The sequence below is a fragment of the Pontibacterium sp. genome (assembly GCF_041587635.1).
Lineage (GTDB): Bacteria > Pseudomonadota > Gammaproteobacteria > Pseudomonadales > Balneatricaceae > Pontibacterium.
Genome location: NZ_JBFGYC010000062.1, coordinates 1 through 11,918 on the forward strand (window position 1 = coordinate 1; position 11,918 = coordinate 11,918).

10 protein-coding genes and 1 pseudogene are annotated in these 11,918 nt (G+C 53.0%); 4 read left to right on the forward strand and 7 right to left on the reverse strand.

Going from position 1 to position 11,918, the window contains the following annotated elements; translation table 11 throughout:
• From ABYW01_RS05395 to ABYW01_RS05405, 3 genes are all read left to right on the forward strand, one after another.
• Positions 1 to 391, forward strand: a 391-nt coding sequence (locus ABYW01_RS05395; RefSeq protein ID WP_372831481.1) for a PhnD/SsuA/transferrin family substrate-binding protein, incomplete at its 5' end; no start/stop codon positions are given.
• Complete coding sequence (locus tag ABYW01_RS05400; protein WP_372831482.1) at positions 388 to 2,535, forward strand: putative bifunctional diguanylate cyclase/phosphodiesterase; 2,148 nt, start codon at positions 388 to 390, stop codon at positions 2,533 to 2,535. The genes ABYW01_RS05395 and ABYW01_RS05400, both read left to right, overlap by 4 nt.
• Positions 2,522 to 3,448, forward strand: coding sequence for a hypothetical protein (locus ABYW01_RS05405; protein WP_372831483.1), 927 nt, complete (start codon positions 2,522 to 2,524; stop codon positions 3,446 to 3,448). Before ABYW01_RS05400 ends, ABYW01_RS05405 begins: the two co-directional genes overlap by 14 nt.
• 62 nt (positions 3,449 to 3,510) lie before the next feature.
• On the opposite strand, the gene ABYW01_RS05410 is transcribed toward ABYW01_RS05405, so the two are convergent.
• The 6 genes from ABYW01_RS05410 to hisB form a co-directional block, all read right to left on the reverse strand.
• Positions 3,511 to 3,828: a hypothetical protein gene (locus ABYW01_RS05410; RefSeq protein ID WP_372831484.1), complete on the reverse strand. Its 318-nt coding sequence runs from the start codon at positions 3,826 to 3,828 to the stop codon at positions 3,511 to 3,513.
• A gap of 117 nt (positions 3,829 to 3,945) precedes the next feature.
• Positions 3,946 to 7,059, reverse strand: a complete 3,114-nt coding sequence (locus ABYW01_RS05415) for an efflux RND transporter permease subunit (protein WP_372831485.1) — start codon at positions 7,057 to 7,059, stop codon at positions 3,946 to 3,948.
• Positions 7,037 to 8,068 (reverse strand): efflux RND transporter periplasmic adaptor subunit, encoded by a 1,032-nt coding sequence (locus ABYW01_RS05420; protein ID WP_372831486.1) that lies wholly within the window; start codon positions 8,066 to 8,068, stop codon positions 7,037 to 7,039. Before ABYW01_RS05420 ends, ABYW01_RS05415 begins: the two co-directional genes overlap by 23 nt.
• Before the next feature lie 108 nt (positions 8,069 to 8,176).
• Positions 8,177 to 8,950 (reverse strand): imidazole glycerol phosphate synthase subunit HisF, encoded by a 774-nt coding sequence (hisF, locus tag ABYW01_RS05425; protein ID WP_372831487.1) that lies wholly within the window; start codon positions 8,948 to 8,950, stop codon positions 8,177 to 8,179.
• 87 nt (positions 8,951 to 9,037) lie between these two features.
• Positions 9,038 to 9,679, reverse strand: coding sequence for an imidazole glycerol phosphate synthase subunit HisH (gene hisH / locus ABYW01_RS05430; protein WP_372831488.1), 642 nt, complete (start codon positions 9,677 to 9,679; stop codon positions 9,038 to 9,040).
• Between the two features lie 3 nt (positions 9,680 to 9,682).
• On the reverse strand, positions 9,683 to 10,276 hold the full coding sequence (gene hisB / locus ABYW01_RS05435) for an imidazoleglycerol-phosphate dehydratase HisB (RefSeq protein ID WP_372831489.1): 594 nt from the start codon (positions 10,274 to 10,276) through the stop codon (positions 9,683 to 9,685).
• Between the two features lie 188 nt (positions 10,277 to 10,464).
• Here hisB and ABYW01_RS05440 point away from each other — a divergent pair.
• A pseudogene (locus ABYW01_RS05440) lies at positions 10,465 to 11,724 on the forward strand (AsmA family protein); the annotation flags it as partial.
• Here ABYW01_RS05440 and ABYW01_RS05445 read toward each other — a convergent pair.
• Positions 11,673 to 11,918 (reverse strand): hypothetical protein (locus ABYW01_RS05445; protein ID WP_372831490.1); only part of this gene is annotated, 246 nt, incomplete at its 5' end. The pseudogene ABYW01_RS05440 and the gene ABYW01_RS05445 sit on opposite strands and share 52 nt — an antisense overlap.

Consider the following 11,918-nt stretch of genomic DNA (forward strand, 5'->3'; position numbering starts at 1 on the left):
AAAAGCGCCAGTTGCAGCCGATAAAATCAATTACCTGTTCAGCCGCAACGAAAAAAATAACTTACTCTGGGTCCACAAACGGTTAGTCGATGCTGGCGCACTCAATGACGGCGACTGGGAAAACCCGGGACGGGTACCCGATGCATTGAAATCACAGCTACGCATCATCTTTCGGTCTGCACCCTATCCCCGGGCACTGGAGCTGGTCAGCCCTAAACTTTCTGACGAGCGGGCGCAGGCACTTAAGACACTGCTGCTTAGCATGTCGATGGAAAGTCATGGCAAGCTGCTCTCTCGCTATGAAAAAACGGACGGCTTTGAACCACTGACCGCCGAAGTACCCGAGCTGCTGAATGAAATCTACGCTACCAGCCGAGCGTGGGACAAATGAAGCACTCGCTCGCAACGCGCTACGGCATATTACTAGCCGCAATGACTGCATTTGTCAGTTGTTGTGTGCTGCTGGTGAATCTCTATTACCTTGAGCACTATGCCCGAGAATCCATAAATGCAGGTCAGCAACACCTGACGACCGCAGTAGAGCAGCAACTGATCCGCGATGCCGAATTAGTCGCCACAACGGTGACAAATAATCTCGATACGGCCGTATACAATCTGGATTTCAGTGCGATTCAGGAACAACTTGAAGCGCTAACCGAACAGAGCAATATCGCGTATATCTACATTTACGATCAGGAAGGCCTGATCATCCATGACGGTTCGCACGAATTACAAACCTACGGTCAGCCCGTGAGCGAGTTTTTGCCGCCGGGTCTGGTGGCGAACCTGACAAAAGAAACCCAGAAAATTGGCCGTTTTATCCACATCGCCCAGCCCATTAAATCGGGTGGCACCACCTTTGCTGCGCTTCGATTAGCCATTACCTATAAAGACGCCGAGTCGGACATTCAAAACCTGAGCGCCGATCTGGAAATTCAGGAAAACCAGCTGCGTAGTAATATTCTGGTGACCTCCCTGTCGATCATCGCAGTCTTGCTGGTCATCGCAACGGCGATTATTTTTATGTTGTCACAGCACCTGCTGGCTCCGGTAAAAAGCCTGGCCGAACGCTGCCGGGCGTATGCCGGTGGTGAGAAGCAGATCCGTTTCCAACTGGAACGCGATGATGAATTCGGACTACTGGGCGAAGCTCTGGAAGAGATGAAGGATTCAATCAACCACTCACAGCGACAGGTTGAACAGCTGGCCTATCACGATCCTCTCACCCAGTTACCCAATCGTCGAATGTTCAACGAAGAACTGAGCAAATTGATTCACTGGGCTGAGCGCCACGATAGTCATGTTGCGGTGCTATTTATCGATCTGGACCACTTTAAGCAAGTGAACGATGTTGCCGGGCATGAGGTGGGGGACAAGCTATTGATTCAGGCTGCACATCGTCTGAGCAATCTGGTTGCCTCGTTGGTCGACGAGCTCGATTTCCCGGTGCCTGAAAGCCTTCTTCTATCCCGCCTTGGGGGCGATGAATTTGTCTTACTGCTACCCGCATATGCCGACCTGCAGCAGATCGATCGCATAGCCACTCAGATCGCCGACCGGCTCGACAACAGTTTCACCATCGAAGACCGCCGCTATAACGTCTCCGCCAGCGTAGGGATTACACTTTATCCCGAACACGGCAGTACAGTCACCGAGCTGCTCAAACAAGCGGATATTGCCATGTATGCGGCCAAACACTCCGGCCGTAAACGCCACCGTTTCTTCAAGCCCGATATGAACACCGCGGTGATCAGTAAGATGCTGATACAGCAAGGTGTGCGCGATGCGATGGCTCGTAACGATCTGCACCTGGCGTATCAGCCTATTGTTGACCTTCAGTCCGGCGAAATTCTGGGAGCAGAAGCATTGATCCGCTGGCACCATCCGGAAAAAGGCAACATTCCCCCGGATAGCTTTATCCCACTGATTGAAAAAACCGACCTGATTCTGCCGCTCACGTTATGGACATTGGAACGAGCCTGCAAAGATCTGACGAATCACCTATTGCCTCGCCGATCTTACTTTAAGTTGTCGGTGAATATCTCGGGTGCCGCGCTGAAGGAACAATCTATTCGCGACAAGATCCATCAGATCATCAGCAGCTACGCCTTACCCGCACATACATTGCATCTGGAACTTACCGAAACCAGCATGATGGAGAATATTCAGTCCTGCGCCGATATTCTCTACGACTGGAAAGATACCGGTGCCGATATCTGGATTGATGACTTTGGCACCGGCTACTCATCCTTGAGTTATCTGCATAGCCTGCCCATTGATGGCCTGAAGATCGACCGTAGTTTCATCACGGATATCACCCAGCAGGAAGGTAATCAGGTCGTAGAAACCATTATCACGCTGGCTCACTCACTGGGTATCGAAACCATCTCTGAAGGGATTGAAACCCCAATCCAGCAACAGTTCTTGCAAAGTCGCGGTGGTCATTACGGTCAGGGCTATCTCTTTGCCAAGCCTGCGCCACTAGAGCAACTTACCCACATCCTGGACAAGGAATCTGTATATGAACCACTCTGACACACTGTTGCTGTTATGCAGTGCCTGTCTGCTCACCTCAACGGCGACCGCCGGACAATGGGAGCTCAAAACCGACCTGAAATACACCGACGGTGCACGCTCCGATAACACCACATACGATAGCTCCGGTGACTTTGATAAACGTAAAGTTAAGCAGAAACGTAAATCCGAGCTGGAAACCCTGCTTACCTACACCGTTGAAAGCACGCTCCCGGAACTCGAATATATCGGGCGTGTTGGTCACCTGTTTAAGCGCACCAAAGACCGCGACCTGCAGTTGAAAGACGATGGCAGCCTGAAGAAAGACAAAACCCGCACCGAGTTTGAACGGATCACGTATGCCGGCCTGGGCTTGCGCTACGATACAGGCAAAGTACTGGGAGCCGATCGCTGGATACTGAAAGCACGCTATGATCGCTATTTGCACGTATCCTACGGCGCGAATCAACTCCACGAAGACGCCAAAGCCCGCAGCGGCGATCTAAAGGGTTACGAGTGGTCGGTAGAGGCTAAAGGTGAATATTCCACCCACTGGCCTGGCATCTATCTGCACCCGTTCGTGGAATATAAGCAGGAACGCCTGAATCTCTGGCACGACGATAAACGCGATAACATCCAAGAAGCCGAAATGGAGCAGCAGTACGAAACAGGTCTGTTTCTCAGTTGGCTTACGCCGTACGATGGCTGGGAACTCACCACCGGACCGTTTTGGCAGAGAGAGCTGGACGCAGAACGTGCCGATGACGAGACAAACTGGATCTGGGACGACGATGAGCGCTGGATCGCTCAGCTTAAGCTGGAATATGAAGCACCGATGCCCGGTTTTGAACTGGAATTGGCCGTAGAGCAGCACCTTAATGGTGGTGATAAAGGCGAACGGCGCTATAACCTGGAACTCAGCTACGAGTTTTAAGCGACCTCTTCTCAAACAGGTTTTCGCAGGGACCAATACAACGTCCCTGCGCAGGTAAACCTTCAGCTACTTTTTACGTCCAGATAACCACGCTGGATAACGGTCTCTAACGCGTTTGCAGCGGCCACCAACTCATCATAAGTTTCACGGCAGACTTTCAGTTGCCGAATCTGTTCCGGCGTCGGCAAGCTATCACCCGACAGCTTCGAAATTTCAAGCAGTTCAGAGATGTACTGCACCCGCGCACTGGCGACCATACCCAGCATCGGCTTAAGATCTTCCAGTGCCAGGTCCGGAATTTCCGGGTTCAGCACTTCACGATTTATCTCGCGGCGGTATTTATCTAACTGCATCAGCAGGCGATTATTTTCCATATCCATACAGCCTCTCCCAGTATTGTTCAGAATGGCACTCAAACCTGTCAGCCAGGATGAGTGCACACATAACTTATGCCAGCGTAGACCAATTCCACTAAAACACACGGCGGCTCAGACAATTTAATGCGACACATGATTCAGCTCAGCTGTTCGCAGCGCATGTTTTGCACGGGCAGCCCGCGCCATACTTAAACGGTACAACACCGGCACCACGATCAACGTCAGTACTGTGGAGAACACCAAGCCACTCACAATCGCGGTCGCCACCGGCCCCCAGATCAGAGAATGCCCACCCAACCCTGTTGCGAGCGAGAACAACCCTGCAATCGTCGTCAGTGAGGTGATCAGAATTGGAATCACTCGACGACGGGCCGCATAGAGTGTTGAGTGCAACAAACTCATTCCGGCGTCCAGACGCGCGTTCGCCGCAGATATCAGCACAATCGCAGCATTAACAGCGATCCCCGCCAAGGCCACGATGCCATACAGGGTAAACAGGCTCAGCGGATTCTGGGTGATCAGTAAGCCAATCAACACACCGGTAAAGGCCATCGGTACTGTCACCAAAATCATCAATGGCTGCCAGTAACTGCTGAACTGAGTCCCCAAAATCAGATACATCAGGCCCAGACCAAACAGGAACAAGACACCGATAGAATCGATACTCTCCTGAATGTCATCCAGCTCACCGGTCATATCCAGATCGATATTAGGGAAACGCTGACGATAGGTCCGATCCCATTCATCCAACAACAGCTGGTTAGCGGTGACCGTATCCATCCCTCCTTCAACAATGTCAGCTTCAACGGTAATCGCCCGACGGAAGTTATAGTGCCGAATATTGCCGAGGCTGCTGTCACGCTGGAAATGGACCAGTTCGGACAGGGAAACAAGGTCGCCCGCCGGAGTTGGAATCTGCGCCTGCAGCAACTGATCGATCTCCGCCAGAGGGACCGGTTTAGCCCGCACCCGCACTTCGACCTTTTCCCCTTCATGCTGCATGTCCGCGACGATCTCACCATCCACCAGCAACTGCACCGAACGCATCACTTCGGACGGCATTAACCCTGCACGGGTGATCGCATCATAGTTTGGTGACATATTCAGAGTCAGACGGCCACCACCAGCATCGTCGGTGATATCGGTAATGTCTCCCTGTGTCATCAGAAAACCTTTAAGTGCATCCGCCGCGGCACGAATCTCAGCGTATTCATCGCCGCGGACTTTTACGCTGATCGGTTTTGACGTGGGAGGCCCGCCCGCTAATCGTAGGAAGGAGGTATTCATCGGTCCCGGGACCATGTTCACATCGGCGCGCATCGCGTCGATCAGACTATCAACCGAACGATTTTCTGGCGTTTTGGGTTTCAGCCCCACCAACACCTGTCCGTAATGCTCACCAAAAAACGGTTCGGTTTCGGTAAACATCTGACCGGCATACACCGTCACGGCACGCACATCTTCATCGTTAAGATGCTGACGTACCTGCGCTTCGATCTCCTGCACTTTTTCCAGGCTCTGCTGCAACGGGGTACCCGCCGGCATCTCCACATTGACGTAGAAGATCCGTAACGGGTCAGACGCAAAGTAATCCATCTTAATCTTGCCGGTCACCAGCAAGCTGAACGCGGACATACAGAACAGCAAGATCAGCAACAGTGTAATCAGCGGTCGACGGATCGCTTTGATCAAAAACCGGATGTAAAAGATCTGCACCTTCCGCGTCAGGTTTTCACGCAGACGTTGCGAACGGGTCGGCTTATCAAAACTGATTTTGGCGACGACAACGTGTGCGGGCAACATCCAGAACGCTTCAATCAGACTGATCGCCAACGCGATGGTTACCACCATCGGAATCACACGCATAAAGTCGCCCATAATGCCCGGCAGTAGCATCAGCGGCAGAAATGCCGCCATTGTTGTCAACACCGCCGTGGTCACCGGCCGCCCCACTTCACCTAACGCAGCGATGGCCGCATCCAGCGGTTTCTCGCCCTGTTGTAATCGATAGTAGATCGCCTCAACTACCACAACGGCATCATCCACCAGCATCCCCAGCACGATCACCACGCCCAGCAGGACCGTGACGTTGAGGGTCTCCCCCGTCATCCACAGCACCCAGAAGGTTCCGGCCAGAATGAACGGGATGCCAATCGCCGTCAAAATCGCAATCCGCGCGCCGAGAAATAGCCAGGCAACCGCCAACACCAACATCAAACCAATCAGTGCATTATTCTGCATCAGGCTGATCGCCTGTTCGGTCATGGTGGTCTGATCGTCGATCAGCACCAACTCCACGCCCGTCACATCTTTTAACTGATTGCGTTGATCGATGTAGGTTTTGATTCGGCCAACCAGCTCAATGGTGTTGGCGTTGTCTTTCTTCATGATCGGCATCACGATCGCCGGACGCCCATCTACACTGGCATCCTGCCGGGCTTTCTCTCGCCCCCAGGTCACTTCAGCCACACGGTCCAGTTCGATCTCACCATTCATGCCAACCAGCGGTAGCTTTTTCACCGCATCAGGATCGGCATCCCGTCCTGCCAGCCTGACCAGCCATGCTTGCTGACCCACGTTCACGCTACCGGCGCTGATATCCTGAAACCACTGACGGACCGTATCCGCCAACTGCACCGGACTGATCCCCAACGCCTGCGTGAGCTGTGGATCAAAGTTCACCTGAATCTCGGGTTCATCCAACCCCACGGGGTCGACCCGATCAACGCCTTTTAGCTTCTCCAGATCTTTTTCGATATTACGTGCCTGCACGCGCAGGTTTTCACCATCTTCTGAGGCGACGACAGCCAGCGTTGCGCTGGGGAAGGAGCTGGAACTGGTCAACTCCAAAACATAGGAATCCAGCGCTGCATTAGGCAACTCGCTTTCAGCATTCTGAATTTCACGCCGCAGATCTGTCAGGTGTTTATCAAAGGTATCCTCATCAATATCCTCAAAACGCACCAGCAAGCTGGATACGTTTTCACGCGAGTTCGACGAGACAAACCGCATATCCGGGATATTGCGGATCGCATCTTCCAGCGGCAGCGTCACCCGTTGCTCCACATCCTGAGCAGATGCACCCGGCAGAATGGTGGTAATCGCAATCCAGTTGAAGTTGATAGTGGGATCTTGCTGTCGGGGCAGCATGTTGTAGGCGATAAACCCGATCACCAACACTAACGCAAAAGTCAGGTTGGCCAGGACATGGTTATTCAGCAGTCGTTGCAGCATCAGCCGGCTCCAAACGCTCTACACGATCACCGTTCTGTACACCGTGCTGACCTTCGATGATCACCTGCGCCTCAGCAGGCAGATCAACCTGAAGCGCCTGACCTTCCAATGCATTCGGCAATGGCAAAAACTGCACAACACCCTGCTGCCAGATCATCAGACCTAATACATCGTTACGCTTCACCGCATATTGCGCCGGTATCTGTACACCCCGGCTCCGCCAGACGATGCGGCCACTCGCACCCGTCAATGCGGCCTGATCAGTAAAGTTCAGACGCACCTCACGCGTACGTGTACTGGAATTCACCAACGGTAGTTGCACCCTGACTTCCAATGGGTAGCTGATCTTATCGCTCTGCAGATATAGAACACTGGCCTGCTGTAACGAGGCCAACATAGCGGCAGGCACTTGGGAGGAGACTTCCGGCTGAGTGCCACTCAACACTTTCACTAATGGTGTTCCCACGGAGGCCAGACTGCCCAGCATCGCAGGCCGCTCCGTCACCGTACCTGCAAACGGAGCCTTGATTTTACAACGGGACACTTTCAATTTGGCATTGCTCACCGCTGCCTCTGCACTCCTGCGTTCCGCCTGCAATGCGCTCAATTCTGCCCGACGCTGATCACGTAACTCTTGCGATGCATTACGTTGCTTAAGCAATTTTTCCGCCCGCTTGAGCTGCTGCCGCGCCAGTTGCAAACGCGCATCCAGCGCAGCCACTGCGGATGACGCCTGAGTGCGGATGTACTCATAATCGCTGCATTCCAGACGCACCAGCGTTTGCCCTTCCGCAACTTGATCCCCCACCCGCACAGCCACCTCCAGTACCCGACCTTCAATCTGCGCGCTAAGTAAACTGTGATCGTAATTGATCACCTTGGCCGGAGCGCTCTGCTCCACAAAAAACGCCAACTCCTCAACTGTCGAGGTGCGCACAGACACTGCGTGCACAGGCACTGCAATCAGCAAAGAGATAAGGAAAACGGGGATCGAAACGCCGGACTTCATAACTGTTCCTTCAGCAAAGTAGACTTCGACTCTACTACAAAAGTCTGACATAAAAAAACCGCTGCGGGTTTCCCCGCAGCGGTTTTAATTGGATCTTAACAGTGCAGACTACAGGCGCACTTCGATACCTTTGTCACGCATGTACTGCTTGGCTTCAGGTACGGTGTATTCGTTGAAGTGGAAGATCGACGCCGCCAGCACCGCATCCGCCTTGCCTTTGATACAGCCTTCAACCAGGTGGTCCAGATTGCCTACGCCACCTGATGCGATAACCGGTACGTTAACAGCTTCGCTGATCGCGCGCGTTACGCCGAGATCGTAGCCGTTCTTAACGCCATCCTGATCCATAGAGGTCAGCAGGATTTCACCGGCACCCAAATCAACCATTTTCTTCGCCCATTCAACCGCGTCCAGACCGGTTGGCTTGCGACCGCCGTGGGTGAAGATCTCCCACTTGTCTTCTTCGCCCGGCTGGCTGACTTTTTTGGCATCGATGGCAACCACGATGCACTGAGAGCCAAAACGATCCGCGGCTTCGCGCACGAATTCAGGGTTAAAGACGGCTGCACTGTTGATGGATACTTTGTCTGCACCGGCATTAAGCATGGTGCGGATATCGTCACAGGTACGGATACCACCGCCAACAGTCAGTGGGATAAAGACCTGTGAGGCCATTTTCTCCACAGTGTGAACCATGGTGTCGCGGCCTTCGTGGGTAGCGGTGATATCAAGGAAAGTGATCTCATCCGCGCCCTGTTCGTCATAGCGCTTTGCGACTTCAACCGGATCACCGGCGTCACGAATATCTAAAAACTGTACACCCTTTACGACGCGACCGTTTTCCACGTCCAGACAAGGGATAATACGTTTTGCCAGAGCCATGTTGTTACCTATTCTGTATTGCCAGTCTGGTCACTGAAAAGAACCAGACCGGCGCAATCATTTAGAACACTGTAAACCTGAATGGTTTTACAGTTTGCCATCCCAATTGAGGAAGTTTTTCAGCAGCTGCAGGCCCACTTTGGAGCTTTTCTCCGGGTGGAACTGCACCGCAAAGGCATTCTCACGTGCAATCGCCACATCAAAGTCCACACCGTAACGGCAGGTGGCTGCAACCAGATCACGCTGCTCAACCTGTACGTGGTAGCTGTGTACAAAGTAGAAACGGCTACCGTCTTCGATCCCTTCCCACAGCGGGTGATCGTTGTGATAGACCTCATTCCAACCCATATGCGGCACTTTCAAGCGCTCTCCGTCTTCTGACAGATCATCGCCAAAGTACTTCACCTCACCCTCAAAGTGAGACAGGCACTCAACGCCTCCGTTTTCTTCGGAGGACTGCATCAACGCCTGATATCCAACGCAGATGCCGAGGAAAGGTTTACCCGAAGCGATCGCTTCAGCCACCTCTTTGTCCACACCCAAACGACGAATTTCAGCCATACAATCACGGATCGCACCGACACCCGGCAGGATCACTCGATCAGCGTTACGGACTTTTTCCGGATCGGCAGTGACAATTACTTCAACACCCGGCGCTACGTGTTCCAACGCTTTGGAAACGGAGTGCAGGTTGCCCATGCCATAATCAATTACTGCAACGGTTGCCATCGTTTACAGAGTTCCTTTGGTAGAAGGCATCATGTTTGCGGCGCGACTATCGATCTCCAACGCCATACGCAGTGCGCGACCAAATGCTTTAAAGATGGTTTCCGCCTGATGGTGCGCGTTAAACCCTTTGATGTTGTCGATATGCAGGGTCACACCGGCGTGATTCACAAAGCCCTGGAAGAACTCCCAGAACAGCTGGGTATCCAGACGACCAATGGTGGCGCGGGTGAAATCACATTTGAAATCGAGGCCCGGACGACCGGAGAAATCGATGACCACACGAGACAGGGCTTCATCCAACGGCACATACGCATGGCCGTAACGGACGATCCCTTTTTTGTCGCCAACAGCCTGTTTAAAGGCCTGACCCAAAGTGATACCGATATCTTCTACCGTATGGTGATCATCGATGTGAGTATCGCCCTTGGCGTTCACCTCAAGATCGATCAGACCATGACGGGCGATCTGATCCATCATATGTTCCAGAAACGGGACACCCGTATCGGCTTTAAATTCGCCGGTTCCGTCCAGGTTGATGGATACTGTGATCTGGGTTTCCAGCGTGTCACGGGATACCGTGGCGCGACGCTCAGCCATGTTGCTCTCCGAGATGTTCGTAAAAAACGACCATTATACAACCAATCCCCGCCGATGCCGATCTTCTGCATCTATGCTGAAACCTAAGATCTGCAAAAACCTCACAGTCAAACGCATGACAGCCCTTTCTCATCTGTTTAACATGCGACTTATACGACTGTGCCAAGGAGGCATTCATGAAAACGCTGATGAAACTTGTAGCAGGCCTCGTTGCGCTGGTGATCGTACTGATCGTCGCGGGCGGTGCCATTCTGGGTATTTTCTTTGACCCGAATGAATACAAAGGCGAGATCGAAAAAGTCGCGCTTGAAAAAGGCGGTGTCGAGCTAGACATCGGTGGCGACATCGGTTGGTCTGTCTTTCCCTGGCTCGGTCTTGAGATCGGCCAGATCAGCGTTAAATATCCAAACCAACCCCAGCTCGCCACGCTGAACAAAGCGCAGGTATCGGTGCGTATCCCTGCACTGTTGAGCGGCCAGGTACAGATGAGCAGCGTTGTGGTTGACGGTCTGAATCTGAATTTGGTGCAGGACGGTAGCACGAACAACTGGGCACCTGCCTCCTCCCCTGATAAAGCAGAAACATCGGCTGAACAGCCGAACGCCGCAGAATCCGCAGGTGGGACCGCAATTTCTCTGGATATCGACAGCATCGCCGTGACCAACGGCAACCTGAGTTTCGAAGACAAAAAAGCGGGCAGCAAAGCCTTGGTGAAAGACCTCAACCTGACCACCGGCAAGGTGCAGGATGATGTCGCATTTCCTCTGACTCTCAGCTTCAGTGCAGAACAATATGCCAATGGTTCCGCACAACCGGCGATGACGGTCAGCTCCAAGCTGGATAGTAATGTGCGCTTTAACCTCGCCAAACAGCAGTACTGGGCGAAGAAGCTGAACAGCTCCATTACCGTTCAGGGCGAAGCAACCGGCGGTAAACCGCTGACACTGACACTGGCGGCCGATATCACTGCCGATGCGGCAAAACAGGCTGTCGCGCTGGAAAACCTGAAAGTCGCGATCGCCAATCTGGCATTGAGCGGTAAACTGGCGGTGAACGATTTTGCAAAACCGGCGATCAGCGGTGCGGTTGATGTTGCACCTTTTGATCTGCAGAAACTGCTGGGGACTCTGGGTCAGCCTGCGATTGAAACCACTGATCCGGATGTCCTAAAAGCGATCAGTTTGTCGACTGAGCTGGGCGGACCAGCGAACACAGTCACCGCTAAGGCACTGACACTGAAACTGGACGACACCACGTTTAAGGGTAACGCAGCCTTTAATCTGGCCAGCGGGGGCATCAAGCTAACGCTGAAAGGTGACAGCCTGAATGCTGATCGTTACATGCCTCCGGCAAAAGAGCAGCCAGCTGAAGCACAGCAGGCCAGCACGGGCGAGCGTTATTCCAAAGAGAAGATCATCCCGGTTGAGCCACTGAAAGGCCTGAACATCGATGCGGCTCTAGGCTTGGGTAAACTGCATGTCAGCAAGCTAGATATCCAGAATATCGACCTGGTATCGCTGATCATGCGACACAACGGAAACTGGCCTACCTCGCTGCCATACATGAGGCACAACTTGACTGCTTCTAGAGAACCTGCCTGGGCAGCTAGATGTAGTGCACATCGCCCATCAAGATCAACAGC